General features: G+C 58.5%; 19 protein-coding genes. 6 read left to right on the top strand and 13 right to left on the bottom strand.

Annotated features, from left to right (window positions below; genetic code table 11):
* Positions 1–3 precede the first annotated feature (3 nt).
* Positions 4–540, bottom strand: coding sequence for a YniB family protein (locus tag C1Y41_RS03540; RefSeq protein WP_039384049.1), 537 nt, complete (start codon positions 538–540; stop codon positions 4–6).
* Between the two features lie 145 nt (positions 541–685).
* On the opposite strand from C1Y41_RS03540, the gene hxpB reads away from it, so the two are divergent.
* The 3 genes from hxpB (at position 686) to C1Y41_RS03525 (ending at position 3,631) form a co-directional block, all read left to right on the top strand.
* Complete coding sequence (gene hxpB / locus C1Y41_RS03535; RefSeq protein WP_104084795.1) at positions 686–1,354, top strand: hexitol phosphatase HxpB; 669 nt, start codon at positions 686–688, stop codon at positions 1,352–1,354.
* 140 nt (positions 1,355–1,494) lie between these two features.
* Positions 1,495–2,082 carry a metal-dependent hydrolase gene (locus C1Y41_RS03530; protein ID WP_039384043.1) on the top strand — a complete coding sequence of 196 codons (588 nt, stop codon included), beginning with the start codon at positions 1,495–1,497 and terminating at the stop codon, positions 2,080–2,082.
* 157 nt (positions 2,083–2,239) lie between these two features.
* A complete protein-coding gene (locus tag C1Y41_RS03525) occupies positions 2,240–3,631 on the top strand; it encodes an L-cystine transporter (protein ID WP_071668767.1) in 1,392 nt (463 codons plus the stop codon).
* Positions 3,632–3,696: 65 nt separating this feature from the next.
* Here the strand turns inward: C1Y41_RS03525 and osmE are convergent, their stop codons facing one another.
* Entirely contained in the window at positions 3,697–4,032 is a 336-nt protein-coding gene (gene osmE, locus C1Y41_RS03520; RefSeq protein ID WP_039384034.1) for an osmotically-inducible lipoprotein OsmE, read from the bottom strand.
* Positions 4,033–4,213: 181 nt separating this feature from the next.
* On the opposite strand from osmE, the gene C1Y41_RS03515 reads away from it, so the two are divergent.
* The 3 genes from C1Y41_RS03515 (at position 4,214) to cho (ending at position 7,321) form a co-directional block, all read left to right on the top strand.
* Positions 4,214–5,404, top strand: coding sequence for a multidrug effflux MFS transporter (locus C1Y41_RS03515; RefSeq protein ID WP_039384031.1), 1,191 nt, complete (start codon positions 4,214–4,216; stop codon positions 5,402–5,404).
* A gap of 117 nt (positions 5,405–5,521) precedes the next feature.
* A complete protein-coding gene (nadE, locus tag C1Y41_RS03510) occupies positions 5,522–6,349 on the top strand; it encodes an ammonia-dependent NAD(+) synthetase (RefSeq protein ID WP_039384028.1) in 828 nt (275 codons plus the stop codon).
* Positions 6,350–6,460: 111 nt separating this feature from the next.
* The gene (gene cho / locus C1Y41_RS03505; protein ID WP_039384025.1) at positions 6,461–7,321 is read left to right on the top strand and encodes an excinuclease Cho; all 861 of its coding nucleotides are present in this window, start codon (positions 6,461–6,463) and stop codon (positions 7,319–7,321) included.
* A gap of 83 nt (positions 7,322–7,404) precedes the next feature.
* Here the strand turns inward: cho and spy are convergent, their stop codons facing one another.
* The 11 genes from spy to cheR form a co-directional block, all read right to left on the bottom strand.
* Complete coding sequence (spy, locus tag C1Y41_RS03500) at positions 7,405–7,896, bottom strand: ATP-independent periplasmic protein-refolding chaperone Spy (protein WP_039384024.1); 492 nt, start codon at positions 7,894–7,896, stop codon at positions 7,405–7,407.
* 309 nt (positions 7,897–8,205) lie between these two features.
* Positions 8,206–9,195 (bottom strand): succinylglutamate desuccinylase, encoded by a 990-nt coding sequence (gene astE, locus C1Y41_RS03495; RefSeq protein ID WP_104084794.1) that lies wholly within the window; start codon positions 9,193–9,195, stop codon positions 8,206–8,208.
* A gap of 26 nt (positions 9,196–9,221) precedes the next feature.
* A complete protein-coding gene (gene astB / locus C1Y41_RS03490) occupies positions 9,222–10,550 on the bottom strand; it encodes an N-succinylarginine dihydrolase (protein WP_039384020.1) in 1,329 nt (442 codons plus the stop codon).
* Positions 10,537–12,015 (bottom strand): succinylglutamate-semialdehyde dehydrogenase, encoded by a 1,479-nt coding sequence (astD, locus tag C1Y41_RS03485; protein ID WP_104084793.1) that lies wholly within the window; start codon positions 12,013–12,015, stop codon positions 10,537–10,539. The genes astB and astD overlap by 14 nt, the downstream gene beginning before the upstream one ends.
* Positions 12,012–13,043 carry an arginine N-succinyltransferase gene (astA, locus tag C1Y41_RS03480; RefSeq protein ID WP_039384017.1) on the bottom strand — a complete coding sequence of 344 codons (1,032 nt, stop codon included), beginning with the start codon at positions 13,041–13,043 and terminating at the stop codon, positions 12,012–12,014. Before astA ends, astD begins: the two co-directional genes overlap by 4 nt.
* Positions 13,040–14,260: an aspartate aminotransferase family protein gene (locus C1Y41_RS03475; protein WP_104084792.1), complete on the bottom strand. Its 1,221-nt coding sequence runs from the start codon at positions 14,258–14,260 to the stop codon at positions 13,040–13,042. The genes astA and C1Y41_RS03475 overlap by 4 nt, the downstream gene beginning before the upstream one ends.
* Positions 14,261–14,631: 371 nt before the next feature.
* Complete coding sequence (locus C1Y41_RS03470; protein WP_104085332.1) at positions 14,632–16,053, bottom strand: YchO/YchP family invasin; 1,422 nt, start codon at positions 16,051–16,053, stop codon at positions 14,632–14,634.
* A gap of 171 nt (positions 16,054–16,224) precedes the next feature.
* Positions 16,225–16,866 carry a protein phosphatase CheZ gene (gene cheZ, locus C1Y41_RS03465; RefSeq protein WP_039384014.1) on the bottom strand — a complete coding sequence of 214 codons (642 nt, stop codon included), beginning with the start codon at positions 16,864–16,866 and terminating at the stop codon, positions 16,225–16,227.
* Between the two features lie 9 nt (positions 16,867–16,875).
* Complete coding sequence (gene cheY, locus C1Y41_RS03460; RefSeq protein WP_039384013.1) at positions 16,876–17,265, bottom strand: chemotaxis response regulator CheY; 390 nt, start codon at positions 17,263–17,265, stop codon at positions 16,876–16,878.
* Positions 17,266–17,304: 39 nt separating this feature from the next.
* Positions 17,305–18,354 carry a chemotaxis response regulator protein-glutamate methylesterase gene (locus tag C1Y41_RS03455; protein WP_039384011.1) on the bottom strand — a complete coding sequence of 350 codons (1,050 nt, stop codon included), beginning with the start codon at positions 18,352–18,354 and terminating at the stop codon, positions 17,305–17,307.
* Positions 18,351–19,226, bottom strand: coding sequence for a protein-glutamate O-methyltransferase CheR (gene cheR / locus C1Y41_RS03450; protein ID WP_039384010.1), 876 nt, complete (start codon positions 19,224–19,226; stop codon positions 18,351–18,353). The genes C1Y41_RS03455 and cheR overlap by 4 nt, the downstream gene beginning before the upstream one ends.
* Between the last annotated feature and the right edge of the window lie 88 nt (positions 19,227–19,314).

Here is a 19,314-nt window from a genome sequence, read left to right as displayed (position 1 = left end):
GATTTAAAGCATGCCCAGCAGCGTCAGTAAAAAGTAGCCGGCAACAGCAATAATTACTGGCAGGATATAGAGCGGAAAAATCTGCAGCAGAATAGTGTGGTGCGGGACGCGGATTTTTTCCTCAAGCTGCGCGCGCGTGCGGCCTTCGCTGCCCTTTGCCTGCTCCAGAATCAGCTGATCTTCAATGCCCTCTTTAACATGCCGCGACTGGCGCCACATGCGCGCACCCGATGCCTGTAAAGCCATGCCGATGAAAATCAGCGCATAAACGATCCAGAAACCGATATTTGCCCCGCCGTGAAAATCGGGCACCGGCGAGTTGTGCCAGAACGGATTGAGAAACGACGTATTGAATTTAAGCATGTCCACCATGACATGGATAAAATCCAGCAATACGGCATCCAGTCCGGGCTGCTTTACGCTGTGCTGATATAAATAACCGAGCATGGAAACAATTGTCGACAGCAGTGCCGGAATGAAAATGATCCAGCCAGCCACGCGCTTAAGGATGGCGACCTGGCCAGCCTGTTGGTATGTCATGCAGACTTTCCTATACAGATAATTATTTTGCCCTAAGTCTACCTGCAGTCGGCGATTTTTTCCTGAAAAATGCGTTACCTGTCGCGTCCTTGTTTTCGCACTCTGGCGTGATAAGGTGGCGCAAACCGCTAAGAAGGATATTGTCATGCGCTATCGTCGTCCGGTGTACGCCGCTATTTTTGATATGGATGGTTTACTGATTGATTCTGAACCGCTGTGGGATCAGGCTGAGATGGAGGTACTGGCAAGCCTTGGCGTTGACGTCAGTCGTCGCGCGAAGCTGCCTGACACGCTTGGCCTGCGCATCGATCAGACCGTACGCATGTGGTATGAGGCACAGCCGTGGCAGGGTGCGACTCAGGCCGACGTCACGGCGCGTATTATCGATCGTACGCTATCGCTGATCGAAGCGCAGCAGCCGCTGCTGCCCGGTGTCGATCAGGCGCTGCGGCTCTGTCAGCAGCAGGGGCTGCGGATTGCGCTCGCTTCCGCTTCGCCGCTGGCCATGCTGGAGCGGGTGCTGGAGATGTTCCGGCTGCGGCCCTGCTTTTCCGCCCTCGCCTCCGCTGAAGCGCTGCCGCTGAGCAAACCTCATCCGCAGGTCTATCTGAATGCGGCAGCGGCGCTTGATATCGATCCGCTTAACTGTGTGGCGCTGGAAGACTCCTTCAACGGCATGATCGCCTGTAAAGCGGCGCGCATGCGTTCTATTGTGGTGCCTGCGGCTGCACACTACGCGGATGCCCGCTGGGCGCTGGCAGATGTGCGGCTGCCGAGCCTGACGGAACTGCGCGCAGAGCATCTGTTTAACTGACCGCAGGGTGTATGGCGCAGTCTGATACAGCGGTCAGCCAGCGCGAAAATAATTCACTCTTCGTTACAGCGTCACCGTTCTCATTTACTGGATAAATCCCTATACTGGATGCATTGACAGTTTTGTATCCGGATTTAATCATGACGGCCGAAGGCCATATAATTTTTGCTATCGCCAGCGCTATTTTTGCCAAGCGTGCTGAGCTGACACCGGTTCTGGCTGCGGCGGACTGGTGGCATCTGGTTCCCGCTACGCTGCTGACCTGCCTGCTGCCGGATATCGACCACCCCCGATCCACGCTGGGCCAGCGTTTTCGCTGGCTCTCTCAGCCCATCGCGCGGGCGTTTGGACATCGCGGTTTTACCCACAGTTTGCTGGCAGTGGCTATCAGCCTGTGGCTGTTTAAAGTGAACGTGCCGGCAGACTGGTTTCTGCCGGCGGATGTGCTGCAGGGACTGACGCTGGGCTACCTGAGCCATATCGTGGCTGACATGCTGACGCCAGCTGGCGTTCCGCTGCTGTGGCCCTGCCGCTGGCGCTTTCGTCTGCCTATTCTCAGAAGCCAGAGCGGTAATCAGCTGGAGCGGATACTTTGTCTGGGACTGGTGGTTGCGGCGCTCTGGTTTCCGGCTGGCATGCCTGCTTTTGGTGCAAACGGCTGGCCGCAGCAGCTGTTTGATACACTGCAATCCAGCGTGAACCGGTTAATTAATCCGCTAAACGGCTAATAATTACGCCATATTAAACAAAAAGTTATAACCCATACTTTTTGGGTATAAGCCTGCACTTAATTGTGCTGCTAACATCCCTGACATTCTCTGATAGAAATTTACGTTACGCTATGCCGCCTGCACTTTGCAGGACGGCATCTTTCTGGAGTTAAGTATGGATTTCCCTCTTATTATCAACATAGTGGTCTTTGCCGCTCTGCTGGTGCTGCTTAACCGCATTGGCAACCAGAGCTGGAGCCTGTCAAAGCGCGTACTGACCGGCCTGGTGCTGGGCGTGCTGTTTGGCCTGGCGCTTCAGGCGGTTTATGGCGAAAACAGCGCAGTGGTTAAGGATTCGATCGGCTGGTTTAATCTGGTCGGTAATGGCTATGTACAGCTGCTGCAGATGATTGTTATGCCGCTGGTATTCGCCTCAATACTGAGCGCGGTGGCGCGTCTGCATAACGCCTCCTCGCTGGGCAAAATCAGCGTGCTGACCATCGGTGTACTGCTGTTTACCACGGCTATCTCCGCGCTGGTCGGCGTGATGGTGACCGGCCTCTTCCACCTCAGCGCTGAAGGGCTGGTGCAGGGTGCGCAGGAGACCGCGCGTCTGAATGCTATTCAGAGCAACTATGCGGGTAAAGTCGCCGATCTCAGCACGCCGCAGCTGCTGCTCTCTTTCATCCCTAAAAACCCGTTTGCCGATCTGGCAGGCGCGAACCCGACCTCCATTATCAGTGTCGTTATCTTTGCTGCTTTCCTCGGCGTCGCTGCACTGCATCTGCTGCGCGATGATAAAGTGAAAGGTGAACGCGTACTGGCCGCGATTGATACGCTGCAGTCCTGGGTGATGAAACTGGTGCGCCTGATCATGAAGCTGACGCCATATGGCGTACTGGCTCTGATGACTAAAGTGGTCGCCGGCTCTAACCTGCACGATATCGTTAAGCTGGGCAGCTTTGTTCTCGCCTCCTATCTTGGCCTTGCGATTATGTTTGGCGTGCATGCGCTGCTGCTGTCGATCAACGGCATCAATCCGCTGCGCTTCTTCCGCAAAGTATGGCCGGTGATCACTTTCGCTTTCACCAGCCGCTCCAGCGCGGCCAGCATTCCGCTGAATGTGGAAACGCAGACGCGCCGTCTCGGCGTGCCGGAAGCGATTGCCAGCTTTTCCGCCTCCTTCGGTGCCACAATTGGTCAGAACGGCTGTGCCGGACTCTATCCGACAATGCTGGCCGTGATGGTTGCTCCTACTGTCGGTATTAACCCGTTTGATCCGGTCTGGATCGCCACGCTGGTCGGGATCGTCACCCTGAGTTCCGCTGGCGTAGCCGGTGTGGGCGGCGGTGCTACCTTTGCTGCGCTGATTGTGCTGCCGGCAATGGGGCTGCCGGTGACGCTGGTCGCGCTGCTGATTTCCATTGAGCCGCTGATTGATATGGGCCGTACCGCGCTCAACGTGAACGGTTCAATGACGGCCGGTTCGCTGACCAGCCGCTGGCTGGGTCAGACCGACAAAAAAATTCTGGAGAGCGATGAGCACGCCGAACTGGCGCATCGCTAAGCGCTGACTTCAGCATGAAAAAGGGCCCGTCTCAGACGGGCCCTTTTTTATTCAGCAAAAAAGAGTTACTGCGCAACCTGCGGATCGGTGTCGTACTCTTTGCAGCTCTGGAAGCCGTAGTTCATCACGCGACCGGTATCGTTGTAGCTGACAAAATAGGTCTGCATTTTGCCATCGCGCTCGCCGATAACGTAAGTCTGGCAGGTGCCACGCGCGTGCGCCATGGTGACTTCGGTCGAAGCCGGACCCGCAATCTGACGCACCTGTTCACGCGTCATGCCTTTTTTAACATCTTTTACCACCGGTTTGGTGACATAACTTTCCGCGCGATCGTAAGTGGTACAACCAGACAGAGCAGCCAGCGTCATAGCGGCAGCGATACATCCCAGCACTTTATTCATTTTTTGTTCCTCATACTTTGTCCATGTCGGAATAAGCCTGGAACACAAATTCAGATTTATCAACCTGGTGGCGACGCTTTTAGATGCGTTCATCGCAATATATCCGGAGTAAAAAAGCTGTGCTGCTGCGCCCTGCTCCGTATAATCGCGCGGTTAACTTTTTACCCGGCTCAGAGGCCCCATGACATCTGCACACCCTAACCGGCTGGTTTACGCCATCACGCTCGGACTTCTGGCGGCGCTCGGACCGCTCTGTATCGACCTCTATCTCCCCGCGCTGCCTGAACTGGCGCGCGATCTGCACACGCAGACCTCCACCGCTCAGCTCAGTCTGACTGCCGGCCTGCTGGGCCTCGGGGCGGGACAGCTGCTATTTGGTCCCATGAGCGATAAATTTGGCCGCATCCGGCCCCTGCTGCTGTCGCTGCTGCTGCTGTTTATTGCCTCTGTCGGCTGCGCGCTGGCAAAAGATATCCATTCGCTACTGATTGCCCGCCTGTTTGAGGGGCTGGCTGGCGCTGGCGGTGCCGTGCTGTCGCGCGCTATAGCCCGGGATATGTATAGCGGACACGAGCTGACGCGCTTTTTTGCGCTGCTGATGCTGGTCAACGGCCTTGCACCGGTGGGAGCGCCGGTACTGGGCGGCGCGCTGATGACAATCATGAGCTGGCGCGGCATTTTTCTCGTACTGGCGGCGATCGCCATTCTGCTGATTCTGCTGGCGCGCTGGCAGCTGCATGAGACGCTGCCGCCTGCACGCCGTAGCCAGGGCTCTCTGTTTTCCGCCTGGGCGGCGCTGGGCCAGGTCGTTACGCATCGGCCCTTTATGGGTTTTTGCCTGACGCAGGGCTTTATGATGTCAGGCATGTTTGCCTATATCGGCGCCTCGCCGTTTGTGCTGCAGCAGATCTACGGCCTCTCGCCTCAGGCGTTCAGCCTCTGCTTTGCTGCCAACGGGTGCGGCCTGATTATCGCCTCACAAACCAGCGCACGGCTCTGTCCGCTCTGGGGCGAATACCGGGTGCTTAAGGGCGGGCTGACGCTGGCATTTGTCGCCTCCGCCACCCTGCTGACCGCCGCGCTGAGCGACGCCGCCCTGCCGGTTATTCTGGTGGCGCTATTTTTCTCTATTGCCAGTAACGGTGTAATCGCAACCACCGCCGCATCGCTGGCGATGCAGAGTCAGGGGCACCGCGCCGGCAGTGCTTCTGCGGTTATCGGCGTCACCATGTTTACGCTGGGCGCCATCAGCGTGCCGGTTAGCGGCGTGGGCGGGACCTCGGTTATCAGCATGAGCGCCACCATTTTCGGCTGCTTTATGCTGGCAATCCTGATGTTTACCCTGCTGGCGCAGCGGCCTGAAAGCGCCTGATTCAGCAGCAAACCGTCTGCGCCAGTCGCCGTTTGGCTTGTTGTTTTGCGGCCAAGGCGTTAGCTTTAGCTGATGTTACGCATCATGCCGTCAGGCTTCTGACTTGAGGAGAGGTTCATGTCACTGCAGCAGGAAATTATTCAGGCCCTTGGTGTTAAACCCGCTATCGATCCGCAGCAGGAGATCCGCGTCAGCGTCGATTTCCTGAAAGCGTACCTGAAAGCGCATCCTTTTCTGAAAACGCTGGTGCTGGGCATCAGCGGCGGGCAGGACTCAACGCTGACCGGTAAGCTGGCGCAGATGGCGGTCAGCGAACTGCGTCATGAGACCGGCGATAAAGAGTACACCTTTATTGCCGTGCGCCTGCCGTATGGTAAACAGGCCGACGAGCAGGATTGTCAGGATGCGCTGGCGTTTATTCAGCCCGATCGTACCCTGGTGGTCAATATCAAAGAGGCGGTGCTGGCGAGCGAGCGCGCACTGCAGGAAGCGGGTATCGCGCTGTCAGATTTTGTCCGCGGTAACGAAAAGGCGCGTGAACGCATGAAGGCGCAGTACAGCATCGCCGGCATGACCAAAGGTATCGTGCTGGGCACCGATCACGCGGCGGAAGCGGTGACCGGTTTTTATACCAAATATGGCGATGGCGGCAGCGACGTGAACCCGATCTTTCGCCTTAACAAAGGCCAGGGTAAACAGCTGCTGAAGGCGCTGGGCTGTCCGGAGCACCTCTGGATGAAACATCCCACGGCCGATCTTGAAGACGATCGTCCCGGCCTGCAGGATGAGGTGGCGCTTGGCGTAACCTATCAGCAGATCGATGATTATCTGGAAGGCAAAACCATCAATGCCGAATCGGCGAAAATTATCGAGGGCTGGTACACCAAAACCGAACATAAGCGCCGTATGCCGGTGACTGTGTTTGACGACTACTGGAAAAAGTAGCTCCTCCCTGCGACTCTCCCTCTGCGGAGAGAGAGTCGCGCCTCGCTTGCCACTGGCGATAAAAGCAGCACGCTGATACACTGTATACAAAACCAGTAAGCGGAGCATTCTTTGGTCAGACGAGCAACCAGCCATCGCCTCGACTTTGACGCGGCGGCAATCTATCAATATCCCGAACACCTGCGCCAGTGGCTTGAAGGGCTGCCTAAAGTGCCCGGCGTCTATACCTTTCACGGCGAGAGTGAAAATCTGCCTCTTTATATCGGCAAAAGCATTAATTTGCGCAGCCGGGTGATGGCGCATTTTCGCACCACGGATGAAGCGAGCATGCTGCGTCAGGCGCGGCGCGTAAGCTGGATCCCCACCGCCGGCGATATTGGCGCGCAGCTGCTGGAAGCACAGATGATTAAAACGCAGCAGCCGTTATTTAATAAGCGCCTGCGCAAAAATCGTCAGCTCTGCTCACTTCAGCTGGGAGAAGGCGCGCCGGAAGTGGTCTATGCAAAAGATGTCGATTTCTCTCGTTCACCCGATCTCTACGGGCTGTTTCGCAGCCGTTTTGCCGCGCTGGAGAAGCTTAAAAGCATGGCCGATGAGCTGCAGCTCTGTCACGGCCTGCTTGGGCTGGAGAGCCTGCGGCCAGGGCGCGGCTGCTTTCGCGCAGCACTGAAGCGCTGTGCCGGCGCCTGCTGCGGAAAAGAGAGTGTTGAAGCGCACCAGCAGCGGCTCCGCGAGGGGCTGGAACGCTTTCGCGTGGTGTGCTGGCCGTGGGAAGGCCCGGTTGGCATGGTGGAGCGCGGCGCTGAGATGACACAAATCCATGTGATCGATCACTGGTTCTGGCTGGGTTCTGTTGCCACTGAAGCGGAAGCGCGCCAGCTGCAGCGCGCGCGCCAGGGGTTTGATCACGACGGCTATAAAATTCTCTGCCGTCCGCTGCTTTCCGGCGAGTTCCCGCTGATAGAGCTATAAAAAAAACCGCCGACGCTGTTCAGGGCGGTACTCTGCCCTGAACAGCGCCGGCGGTCTTAATCCGGATCGATCACGGTGTGTGTTTACTCACCGTCAGCAGGCGGTGGTGGCATTTTACCATCGTGTGGCGCTTTTTCCGTCAGGCGCGTTTCGAAATTGGCGTTGTACTGCTTTTTCTGTTCCGGCGTGAGCACATTGTAGATTTTGTTCTGGGTTTCCATCATGCGTACCGCATTCTCTTTGGCGTTTGCGGTCATTTTCTCAGCCTGTGCTTCCGCTTTGCTGCGATCGAAGCTGTCGGCGGCAATAATGGCATGGTTCGCGCGGCGCGCCTCCGGCGACGGGCGCTGCATCTCTTTATGACCATCCTGCATGATGGTGCGGATCTGTGTTTTCTGCGCATCGGTCAGAGTAATGCCTTTAAACATCTCCATACCGTGATGACGCATCGGCTTATGCATCGGCTTTTCAGTGCCGGCCGGCGGTGGCGTCAGGTTATCGGCCGCAGCGTGGACGATATTGGCGGCACCCAGTGCCATTGCGGTAGCCAGAAAAACAGAAGTCAGTTTACGCATAATATTGTCCTTTCTTGTCAGTTATATGACGACAGCCTGTGTCGCGTCTTCGGAAACAAGCATACGACGCTGAACGTCAACTACTCAGAACCTGAGTAAAGCCCTGAAAGCATAGAAGATAGATATCGTGCGATCGTGGAGAGATTGCGAAGAATTACGTGAGAAAATGCAAAAAAGTATGACAATAGCGGGAAAATGGCAGGAATTAAGGAGGAGTGTAATGAGTTTGCCCGCGCCGGGAAAGCAAAATGTTAAGCGATCGCTATCAGCATGGCTGACGCCATCAGGCGTCAGCCATGCTGCGGCCGTTTAATGCGCCGGCATCTGTGCGTTCTCTTCCGTCAGCATCAGCCCGGCGCGTAATCCCGGCGCCACCTGCGGATTGGGAAACAGTACATATTCCCGCGCCTGCTGTACGTAATAGCGCGTGTCGCCCTCTTCTGCCAGCAGCGTGCCCTGGGGAAACGCGGTGAAATTCAGCGTGTCCGCGCTCATATGCAGCGTAAATCCCTCTCCCTGACGGGTGATTTGTTGTGAAACGTGATAGCGCCGCGGCTGCGTATGCGGCTGCGGCCATGTTTCGCCCTCCAGCAGCGCAGCGAGTGCCCGCTGCACTGCCCTGAACTGCGTGAGATCATTTTCACCAAACGGCAGCGCCTTACCCAGTTCCAGCGTCGAACTCGCCGCATGATGATGCTCACAACTATAGTGGGTGAAGGTGCCGCCCGGCGCACGATGAAAAACCAGCGCCTCCAGCTCAGCTGCGGCCAGCCACTGCATAAACGTATCCGGCCACGGTCGCGCGTTCGCGGGCATAACGGCAAAGCGTGGATAATAAGAGCCACGAATAGCGGTATGCAGATCAAGATGCCAGCGCGACGTCTGCCTGTGGCAGCTGCGCCAGAATCGCTCCATCACCTGTTCCAGCTGCAGGGCGCGCTGTGCCTCACTGGTTTCACTGACCCGCTGCCAGCGGCCACCAAACAGCCGGTTGAGATCGTACTGCTGATAGCGACGGCCGCTGCGCAGCGCCGCCGGATTACCCAGTATCACCAGCAGCCGCACCGCCAGCGGTTTTTCTCCGCTAAGTAGCGGCGCCAGCAGCTGCTCCACTATCTCCACCGGCGCGGTTTCATTGCCGTGGATCCCGGCTGACAGCACCAGCGCCCGGTCGCAGTGCGTCAGCGGCGTCAGCGAGAGGATCCCTTCCGCCTGCCACTGCCAGCGCAGATAAGCTGTCTCGCCCTGCGTGACGGCAGGCGGCGTGCCCGCCAGCGTCTGCTGTAAAAAACTGCGCATATTTTCTCCTTAATCCTGCCTCAGCCTCAGCGCTGAAAGGCGTAGACGCTGCCCAGCTTCAGCAGCTGCGTCAGCGCATCCAGAGCGTCACGCCCCTCCTGCAGCAGCGCCGGATCGGCTAAATCCGCCTGCGTGAGATAGTCGCGATAGTGGCGTTCTGCCCACTGGCTGAGCTGCGTAAACAGCTGCTCGTTCATCATTACCGCCGGGTTGACCGCCCGCTGCTCTTCTGCCGTCAACACGACCCGCAGGCGCAGGCAGGCTGGCCCGCCGCCGTTGCACATGCTTTCACGCAGATCGAATACCGTGAGCTCCCGAATCGGTCCGCCGCTCTCTGCCAGCTCCGTCAGATAAGCCCAGACGCCCGGATGCTGCCGTGCCTCTTCGGGCAGTATCAGCCGCATACCGCCATCGGGGTGCTGCAGCAGCTGACTGTTGAAGAGATAGGTCGCCACCGCGTCGCTGACGGATACGCGCGCGCGCGGCACCACGATGGCGGTAAACCCCGGCACCCGCTCTGCCAGCTGCTCCAGCAATGCAGGCTGATTGACGAAAGCCTCTTCGTGACAGAACAGCACCTGCTGATTACTGACGGCAATCACGTCGTTATGGAAAACGCCCTGATCGATCACCGCCGGGTTCTGCTGCACGAAGAGCGTGCGCGCCTCGTCAAGCTGATGCAGACGCGCGACCGCTCTGCTCGCTTCCAGCGTCTGGCGCGCCGGATAGCGTTCCGGCGTGATGCCGGCGTGCTGCCCTTCGCGCCCATAGACGAACAGCTGCAGGCCGGCGTCGCCGTAGCGCGCTCCGAAGCGATTATGATTCGCGGCCCCTTCGTCACCAAACAGCGCCACCTGAGGCAGCGCGTCATGCACGCAGAAACGCTGCGGGTCGCGGAAGATCGCCCGCAGCAGATCAGCCGTTTCCGGTGCTTCAATGGACCGGTGAAACTTATTATTCAGATTGGCAACGGTAAAATGAACGCGTCCGTCACCGCTGTCTGCCGAGGGCGATACGGTGGCCGCGTTGGCAACCCACATCGCCGAGGCTGAACTGGCGGCTGAGAGCAGCTGCGGCGCCTGCTGCGCAGCGCGCGCCAGCACCTGCGCGTCACTGCCGTAAAAACCGAGCTGGCGCAGCAGCGGCAAATTAGGTCGCTCGTGCGGCGGGATCACGCCCTGCAGATAGCCGAGATCGGCCAGCGCTTTCATTTTGCGCAGTCCCTGCAGCACCGCCAGTCTGGGATTAGAGGGCTGCAGCTGATTGCGGGTTGACGCCTCATTACCAAATGAGAGGCCCGCGTAGTGGTGCGTCAGGCCAACCAGTCCATCAAAATTGACTTCAGCTGCGTTCATGGCGCGCTCCCTGAGCAGAGAAATCGAGACCCGGCGAGAGCGTATCGGGCAGGGCCAGACTGCTGCTCTCCAGGGTTGCCATCGGCCAGGCGCAGTAATCCGCAGCGTACCAGGCGCTGGCGCGGTGGTTGCCGGAGGCGCCAATGCCGCCAAACGGCGCGGTGCTGGCCGCACCGGTAAGCGGCTTGTTCCAGTTGACGATACCGGCGCGCGCCTCCAGCAGCAGCTGATCAAACTGCGCCCGCTGCGGTGAGATCAGACCGCATGAGAGGCCATAGCGCGTGGCGTTAGCCAGCGTAATCGCCTCGCTGTAGTCGTCATAACGGATGATTTGCAGCAGCGGTCCGAACACCTCCTCATCCGGCAGCGCACTTACATGGGTCATATCGATAATGCCTGGCGTAATAAGTGCGCGCTGGCGATCCGGCCACTGCATATTCAGCAGCACTTCACCGCCCAGCGCCACGCGCTGCTGCCACGCCTGATAGATCTGTCCGGCCGCCGCAGGCGAAATGACGCTGCCCATAAATGGCTGTGGCTCAGCATTCCACGCTGCGGGCTGCAGCCGGGCGCTGACGGCCACCAGCCGCTGCAGAAACGCGTCGCCCGCCGCGCCACGTTTTACCAGCAGGCGACGTGCGCAGGTGCAGCGCTGCCCGGCAGAAATAAAAGCTGACTGGATGGCGATATGTACGGCGCCATCAATATCCGCCGGATCTTCCACAATCAGCGCATTATTGCCACCCATCTCCAGCGCGAGCATCTTCTCCGGCTGGCCGGCAAACTGCCGGTGCAGGTGATACCCGGTAGCCGCGCTGCCGGTAAACAGGACGCCATCAATCTGCTCTGCCTGTGCCAGCGCCTGGCCGCTTTCCCGTCCGCCCTGCACCATATTGATGACCCCCGCCGGGAGCGCTGCCTGCTGCCAGAGCTGCACGGTGCGTTCCGCGGTCAGCGGCGTCAGCTCGCTCGGCTTAAACACCACGCAGTTTCCTGCCAGTAGCGCGGGCACAATGTGGCCATTTGGCAGATGCCCCGGAAAATTATAGGGCCCGAATACCGCCAGTACACCGTGCGGACGATGGCGCAGTGCGCTTTCACCCGACTGCTGTTCGCCGGTACGGGCGTGATACGCTTTCACTGAAATGGCAATTTTATTGATCATCGCCTGCACTTCCGTCAGCGTCTCCCAGCGCGGCTTGCCGGTTTCCTGTGAGATGATCTCCGCCAGCTCCACCTTATGCTGCTCCAGCAGCGCGGCAAAGGTTTCAATCCCTGCCTGACGTGCCGTGAACGGCAGGCGCGCCCAGTGCGGGAACGCTGCGCGGGCTGCCGCACAGGCGGCGCTGACCTGAGCCGCAGAGGCGGCGTTGCCCTGCCACAGCTGTTCGCCTGAGACCGGATCGGCTTTTGTGAAGAGGTCACCGTCGCCGCGCAGCCACTGATTATTAATAAAGTGCGTCATGCCTGTTTCTCCTCACGGCAGAGTGTTACAACCCGTAGCGCATCACCATATTCACAGCGCAGCGCCTGACGCTGGCTCTCACTGAGGCAGACGTGACCGGCGGCGATATCCACCGGCAGTAGCGTGGCGCGAAACTGCTGATAGTTGCTGTTAGCGACCAGGCAGAGCGGCCAGTGCGCCTGCGCGTCACCGGCGCCTGCCGGCAGCAGCGTACTTTTGCGAATGGCCCGGATACGATCAATTTCACACTCCAGCGTCGGTCCGCCATCAAAGATGTCGACATAGTTCTGATAGCGAAAACCTTCCGCTTCCAGCACCGCGCGCGCCGGCGCCGTTTTCGGGTGTACTTCACCAATGACGCGCTGCGCTGCCTCGCTGAGATAGTGAATATAGAGCGGATGTTTCGGCATCAGCTCTGCGATAAACGCTTTCTGACCGGTACCGCTGAGAAAATCAGCCTGGCGAAACGGCATAGAGAAGAAATGGCTGCCCACGCTCTCCCAGAAAGGGGAATGACCGCTGTCATCGCTGACGCCGCGCATCTCTGCCACCACGTTGCGCATAAAGCGATCGCGGAAGTTCGCCATAAAAAGAAAGCGTGATTTAGAGAGTAAATAGCCGTTTCTGCCGTCGCGGTAGTCGGGATCGAGAAATAGCGTACAGAGTTCGCTGCTGCCGGTGTGATCGTTGCTGAGCGACAGCACTGGCAGGCTGGCATACACGTTCAGCTCTCTGGAGGCGTGTACCTGCGTGCCAACCCGGAAGTTGTACCACGGCTCCTGCAACCCGACCGCCACTTCAATCGCGCAGATCCCCACGGCCCGGTTATCGTCACTGTCGGCCAGCACAAAGACGTAACCCTGTTCAGCGCGCGGCAGCGCCCCCTGCCAGGTCAGCAGTGAACGCTCAATACGCGCCTGCAGCGTGGCGCTGTCTTCCGGCAGCGAGGTAAGGCCGCCGCCGGTTTTACCCGCCAGCAGAAGCAGCTGCGCCAGGTCATCATGTTCAACCGGGCGGATCACCATCATGATGTGGCTCCTCTGAGAATACGTTCACAGGCGCGCTCAAAACGCGCCAGCCCCTGCTGCACCTCCTCCTGGCTGATGTTTAGCGCGGGCGCAAAGCGCACGACGCTGGCACCGGCAATCAGGACCATGACGCCCTCTTCGGCGGCCGTCAGGTTGAACTGTTTGGCTTTTCCGGCGAAATCGTCGTTGAGTACGGCGCCAATCAGCAGCCCGAGGCCGCGAATAGTTTTAAACACCGGCAGCCGCTGGTTAATCGCCTGAAGCTGATCAACAAACCACTGATGCCGCTCGGTCACGCCAGCGAGGAAAGCGGGCCGGTTGACCAGCTCCAGTACTTTACCCGCTACCGCGCCTGCCAGCGGGTTACCGCCATAAGTGGTACCGTGGGTGCCCACCCCCATTACCTGCGCCAGATCCTCACGCGTCAGCATGGCACCAATCGGAAAGCCGCCGCCCAGCGCTTTTGCGGTACTCAGCACATCCGGCGTAACGCCATAGTGCATATAGGCGTAAAGCGATCCGGTGCGTCCCACACCGCTCTGCACTTCATCAAAAATCAGCAGCGCCTGATGGCGGTCGCACAGCTCCCGCAGGCCGCGCAGGAAGGCTGCATCGGCAGGTAAGACGCCGCCCTCGCCCTGAATCGGTTCAACAATCACGGCGCAGGTGTTGTCGTTAATCAGCGCGGCGGCCGATTCCAGGTGATTAAACTGCGCATGCTGAATGGCCGGCGGCAGCGGCGCAAAGTCGCGCGAATAGGCGGGCTGGCCGCCAGCCGACACCGTAAACAGGGTGCGGCCATGAAAAGCGTTAGTGAACGCCACAATGCCGCTTTTTTGATCGCCGAAACGGTCGTGTGCCACTTTGCGCGCCAGCTTAAGCGCAGCTTCGTTCGCCTCAGCGCCGGAGTTGCAGAAGAAAACGCGGTCGGCAAAGGTGGCATCAATCAGCTGTTTTGCCAGCCGCAATACCGGCTCGTTGGTATAGCCATTGCCGGTATGCCACAGCTTTGCCGCCTGCTCTGTCAGCGCTTGCTGCAGCGCCGGGTGTGCATGACCCAGCGCATTCACTGCGATCCCGCCAGCAAAATCGATATACTCTTTGCCCTGTTGATCCCACAACCGCGATCCTTCAGCCCGTACCGGTATAAAGGTTGCGGGTGCATAGACCGGCATCATCCATTGATCAAAATCGTGACGTGTAACCTGCAGTGACATAGCCGGATCTCCTGCCTCACCCCGGGTGAAGCTATTGTTTTAAAATTGTTAAGAGTGCGTAATCAGCAGCCCGACTATAAGGTGCAGCAAGCGTGCCAGCCAGAGGGAATAATGCATAAAACGGAGTCAGCGACGAAATTTCAATGGGTTACGGCAGGCTGCTATTCACTTATTTTGCATAAAAAGTGAATATTACGGTTGCGCCGCCGCAATGGCAGCAAATTATTTAGCGGATTTATGCATTTATGGAAGGAAATGTTGCTTTTGTGATCGCACAGCAAATATTTCGCCATAACAGGGCAGATGGCGCGCGCTGGCAGCGCAGCACGCGCTATCGTGGTGCGAAAAAGCGCCTTCGCGCACGGGGGCGATCAGGGCGCCATGATATCGAAGCTGTCCTGGTTTTGTGGCACCAGTGCTACCGGCGGCTGCAGCTGAAGATCGATCCAGTTTGACGTCACCCGCTGCTGTTTGCTGTCTTCAACCGTTACCGACAGACGATAGTGATTCGTTGCGCCTGGCGACGTGTCCCAGGCGGGCATAATAATACTCCAGCCCTGCGGATCGTCAGGCCGGGTCCCCGGCGTCAGGCTCAGCGCCTGCGTGTCGCCCTGCCAGCTTACTTTACGTACCGGATTCGCGCTGCGGATCTGCACTTTCAGCGACAGACTCTCACCAGGATTCAACTGCCACGGCGGCGTGGCGAGAAAAACAGAGAAGGTTTTTCGCTGGCGAAAAGCCAGAACCGGCGTCGAGCTGCGCGTCACCGTATCGTAGCGGCTGCCGCGCAGCGAACGGGTGGCTGCAACGTTATCCGGGCTGAGCTGCTGGCTGAGCGCCACGCCGAACCGGTAGTTAAGGTGCAGCCCGAGCTGATCCTGACTCTCCCCTTCGCTGCTGGTTTTGTGGCTGGCGGAAACGGTGACCAGCGGCACTGGCGTATAGGAGAGGCCCAGCGTCAGCGCAGAGGGGTTGTGATACGTGTTGCCGGAGTTGAACAGATCGACATTGTTGCCCAGATACTGCTGCCAGCTAACGGAGACGCCCAGCTGACGATAAAACGGCAGATAGCCGCGCGTGGTAACGTCATAACCGCGCGCCAGCCGCTGCTGCTGAAACGGATTGCGGTTGCGCCAGCCTGAGAGCGGCGTGTAGTAGTTGGCTGAAAAGCGCAAAAAGTCAGACCAGGCCTCCGTACCCACTGATGCCCGCTGCAGCCCGCTGTCGAACATACGATCGACAAATCCGTTATAACCAAGCAGCCAGTTGCCCGCCACCCAGCGCTGACCCAGGCCAGCATTACCAATCAGCCCGTCATCCGTCTGATGCACGCCCAGCTCGCTGAAGGTCAGATAGTTATAGCGATCGGCCCACGGCGTCAGCAGCGACGCCCCGCTGCCGCTGAAGTTACCTTCCATGTCGACATTAAGATCAATCTGCGCCTGCCCGTAGGGCGACAGCAGCAGCTGCCCTTCATCCGCCACCCGGGTGGCCACCTCATCGCGAAAGTGATTAAACGCCCAGATCCCCGCCTGCTGCCCGAGCGACGTCTCACTGTCACCGTTCTGGCTCGCTTCGCCGATGCTCTTTGCGATGGTCGCCAGTTTTTTACTTAAGACGTCGCTATCAGCGTTATAGCCCAGCGCCGGCAGGTCATCGGCCATTTGCCGGAAGTGAGCGGGATCGGTAAAGGGCGCGTCAGCCACGCGGGTAGCGGTCGTCAGCGCCAGCGCAGGCAGCGCTACGCCAGTCAGGCAGAATGGCAGAAGTGTGCGGATAAGCAGTGGCAACATAAAATCAGCTATCGTTTCGGTAATAAAGTAGACGGCGATCACAAAACGGCAGATCTAACCTTATCACACTCTGCTGATTCTGCAGGCAATTTAGGAGGATTTACGGAAAGCGGTGCGGGCGTATGGCAGAGCAGTGCAGAGACAGACCGGGTGCCTGTCTCTGCGCTGCGGTTAAAAACCTAAGCTGTCCAGCAGATCATCAACCTGATCCTGACTGGAGACCACGCCAGGGGCATTAGCGTGGATCTGCGGGCCGTTCAGCAGGCTGGTGGCCTCTTTGCGCGCCGCCGCGTTTGCCTCTGGCATGTTCTCCAGCAGCACCATCAGCAGCTGCCGTTCAATTTCCTGGATGACATCCATCATGCGCTTGATCACCTGACCCGTGAGGTCCTGAAAATCCTGCGCCATCATAATATCCAGCAGCTGCTTGTTGGTGAATGACGTATGCTGCGGCACCTCAGCGAGAAACTCACGCGTATCCGAAACCAACTCGCGCGCATCAGCAAGCTCAATCGGGTTTTCAAACCACGCATCCCAGCGCCCTTTTAACTGCGTGGCGCCCGCTTCCATCTTATCCTGATGCGGCTGTGACGCTTCCACGCTGTTCAGCGCACGTTCTGCTGCCTGCGCCGTCATCTGTACTACATAATCCAGACGATCGCGGGCATCCGGGATCGCTTCTGCGGCTTCGGCAATCGCCTGATCCAGCCCGAGTTCACGCAGGCTGTCGCGCAGCATACGCGTCAGCGAGCCAATTCGGACAATAATGTCGTGTGCCGAGGCTTCTTCAGTTGATTTCGGAAGGTCGCTCATCACATCTCCTTACATGCCCAGTTTTTCGAATATTTTACCCAGCTTCTCTTCCAGCGTGGCGGCGGTGAAAGGTTTCACTACGTAGCCGCTGGCGCCAGCCTGAGCGGCAGCAATAATGTTCTCTTTCTTCGCTTCTGCCGTCACCATCAGCACCGGCAGCTTGCTCAGCGTGGCGTCGGCGCGAATGGTCTGCAGCAGCTGCAGGCCATCCATGTTTGGCATGTTCCAGTCAGAGACCACGAAGTCGAAGCCGCCTGCGCGCAGTTTATTCAGCGCATCAACGCCATCCTCGGCTTCTTCAACGTTATTGAAACCCAGCTCTTTCAGCAGGTTGCGGACGATGCGACGCATGGTGTTAAAGTCGTCCACTACCAAAAAGCGCATATTTTTATCAGCCATATCTACTCCTGTGTTGTCTCGTCCGGCAGGACGGGCTCGTTAAATTCGCAATGCCTGTCCGGCGCTAATTTTTGCCAGCATATGCTGGCTGATGTGGCCCAGATCGACCACTTCACTGGTGCCGCCCATCGCTATTGCTTCGCGCGGCATGCCAAATACCACACAGCTGGCTTCATCCTGCGCGATGGTCCAGGCGCCTGCGCGATGCATTTCCAGCATCCCGGCCGCGCCGTCATTTCCCATCCCGGTCAGAATGACGCCCACTGCATTTCGTCCTGCATTGACGGCCACCGAGCGAAACAGCACATCCACAGAGGGTTTGTGCCGGTTAACCGGCGGGCCATCATTAAGTTTTACAACGTAGTTCGCTCCGCTACGCCCCAGCTCCATATGCATTGCGCCTGGCGCGATATAGGCGTGACCCGGCAGAATACGTTCGCCATCCTCCGCCTCTTTCACGGTGATCTGGCAGAGCTTGTTCAGCCGCTCGGCAAACGAGCGGGTAAATCCCGGCGGCATATGCTGCGTGATAAGCAGCGCCGGACTGGTCGCCGGCAGCGGCTGCAGTACATGGCGGATCGCTTCCGTACCGCCGGTGGACGAGCCGATCGCAATCAGCTTTTCACTGCTGAGCAGCGGACCCGCTTTCAGCGTGACCGGCGCCGGCGACACGGTGCGTGTATGCAGCTTCGCCCGCGCCGCGCCGCGAATTTTGTCGGCGATCATCTGGCTGTAAGCCAGCATGCCCTCGCGGATCCCCAGCTGCGGTTTCGTGACAAAATCCACCGCGCCCAGCTCCAGCGCGCGCAGCGTGACTTCCGAACCCTTACCGGTGAGAGAGGAGACCATCACCACCGGCATCGGCCGCAGACGCATCAGTTTTTCCAGAAAGTCGAGGCCATCCATACGCGGCATCTCAACATCCAGCGTCAGCACCTGCGGGTTGTACTGTTTGATTAAATCCCGCGCTACCAGCGGGTCCGGTGCCGTCGCAACCATCTCCATATCGGGATGGCTGTTGATGATCTCCGTCATCAGCTGGCGCATCAGCGCCGAGTCATCCACGCACATCACGGTGATTTTGCTCATCGTCTTTCCTTAGTCAGCCCATACACGGTCTGCCCGCGCAGCCAGAACTCTTTGCTGATCTGGCTGAAGTTTTCTGAATGCCCGGCAAACAGCACTCCGCCCGGCTTCAGCAGCGGAACAAAACGGCGCAGGATTTTTTCCTGAGTCTCTTTATCGAAGTAGATCATTACGTTGCGGCAAAAAATAGCGTCAAACGGGCCAGGCAGCGCCCACTCATTAGCCAGCAGATTAAGCTGCGAGTAGTGCACCATACCTGCCAGCTCAGGGCGGACGCGCACCATGCCTTCATGCGGGCCGGTGCCGCGCAGAAAGAAACGCTGCAGCTGCGATTGCGACAGCGTGCGCAGCTCCTCCTGGCGATAGACGCCCGCTACCGCTTTCTCCAGCACCTGCGTGTCGATGTCGCTGGCGTGAACCTGAAATTTGCCAGGTCCGGTGCCCAGCGTTTCAGCCAGCGTCATCGCAATGGAATAGGGCTCTTCGCCGGTTGACGCGGCCGTACTCCAGACGCTGTAGCTGCCGCTGCGTTTCCGGGCGTGTTCTGCCAGGATCGGGAAATGATGCGCTTCGCGAAAAAACGAGGTCAGGTTAGTGGTCAGCGCATTGATAAACGCCTGCCACTCTGCGCTGTTTGGATCCTGTTCAAGCAGCGCCAGATAGCGGCCGAAATCGTCGATATTCAGCGTCCGCAGCCGGCGAACCAGGCGGTTGTAGACCATCTCACGCTTATGATCGGCCAGGACAATACCCGCGCGCTGATAGATCAGCTGGCTGATACGACGAAAGTGCGTATCGGAAAGCGGCAGACGCTGTACCATCTGCGCAAGCAGCGTGGTCGGCTCATTTTGATCGAGGAACGTCGATTTCTTCATCTCGGGCCATCCGGCAACAAACTGTTAAGTGATAGTTCTCTGATTGCTACGCTGCTGCCGGTACTTACCGGGTAAGCGGGCCGCCCAA

Source organism: Pantoea sp. ICBG 1758, assembly GCF_002928325.1.
In the GTDB taxonomy this organism is placed as follows: Bacteria; Pseudomonadota; Gammaproteobacteria; order Enterobacterales; family Enterobacteriaceae; genus Pantoea; species Pantoea eucrina.
The sequence above is the reverse complement of the archived record's forward strand: the minus strand, read 5'-3'. Positions and strand labels throughout refer to the sequence as shown.

What these genes read in the sequence shown, in the direction of transcription:
- C1Y41_RS03540 (WP_039384049.1), bottom strand. Translation starts at nt 540, where the DNA reads ATGACATACCAACAGGCTGGCCAGGTCGCCATCCTTAAGCGCGTGGCT.
- hxpB (WP_104084795.1), top strand. Translation starts at nt 686, where the DNA reads ATGCGCTATCGTCGTCCGGTGTACGCCGCTATTTTTGATATGGATGGT.
- C1Y41_RS03530 (WP_039384043.1), top strand. Translation starts at nt 1,495, where the DNA reads ATGACGGCCGAAGGCCATATAATTTTTGCTATCGCCAGCGCTATTTTT.
- C1Y41_RS03525 (WP_071668767.1), top strand. Translation starts at nt 2,240, where the DNA reads ATGGATTTCCCTCTTATTATCAACATAGTGGTCTTTGCCGCTCTGCTG.
- osmE (WP_039384034.1), bottom strand. Translation starts at nt 4,032, where the DNA reads ATGAATAAAGTGCTGGGATGTATCGCTGCCGCTATGACGCTGGCTGCT.
- C1Y41_RS03515 (WP_039384031.1), top strand. Translation starts at nt 4,214, where the DNA reads ATGACATCTGCACACCCTAACCGGCTGGTTTACGCCATCACGCTCGGA.
- nadE (WP_039384028.1), top strand. Translation starts at nt 5,522, where the DNA reads ATGTCACTGCAGCAGGAAATTATTCAGGCCCTTGGTGTTAAACCCGCT.
- spy (WP_039384024.1), bottom strand. Translation starts at nt 7,896, where the DNA reads ATGCGTAAACTGACTTCTGTTTTTCTGGCTACCGCAATGGCACTGGGT.
- astE (WP_104084794.1), bottom strand. Translation starts at nt 9,195, where the DNA reads ATGCGCAGTTTTTTACAGCAGACGCTGGCGGGCACGCCGCCTGCCGTC.
- astB (WP_039384020.1), bottom strand. Translation starts at nt 10,550, where the DNA reads ATGAACGCAGCTGAAGTCAATTTTGATGGACTGGTTGGCCTGACGCAC.
- astD (WP_104084793.1), bottom strand. Translation starts at nt 12,015, where the DNA reads ATGACGCACTTTATTAATAATCAGTGGCTGCGCGGCGACGGTGACCTC.
- astA (WP_039384017.1), bottom strand. Translation starts at nt 13,043, where the DNA reads ATGATGGTGATCCGCCCGGTTGAACATGATGACCTGGCGCAGCTGCTT.
- C1Y41_RS03475 (WP_104084792.1), bottom strand. Translation starts at nt 14,260, where the DNA reads ATGTCACTGCAGGTTACACGTCACGATTTTGATCAATGGATGATGCCG.
- C1Y41_RS03470 (WP_104085332.1), bottom strand. Translation starts at nt 16,053, where the DNA reads ATGTTGCCACTGCTTATCCGCACACTTCTGCCATTCTGCCTGACTGGC.
- cheZ (WP_039384014.1), bottom strand. Translation starts at nt 16,866, where the DNA reads ATGAGCGACCTTCCGAAATCAACTGAAGAAGCCTCGGCACACGACATT.
- cheY (WP_039384013.1), bottom strand. Translation starts at nt 17,265, where the DNA reads ATGGCTGATAAAAATATGCGCTTTTTGGTAGTGGACGACTTTAACACC.
- C1Y41_RS03455 (WP_039384011.1), bottom strand. Translation starts at nt 18,354, where the DNA reads ATGAGCAAAATCACCGTGATGTGCGTGGATGACTCGGCGCTGATGCGC.
- cheR (WP_039384010.1), bottom strand. Translation starts at nt 19,226, where the DNA reads ATGAAGAAATCGACGTTCCTCGATCAAAATGAGCCGACCACGCTGCTT.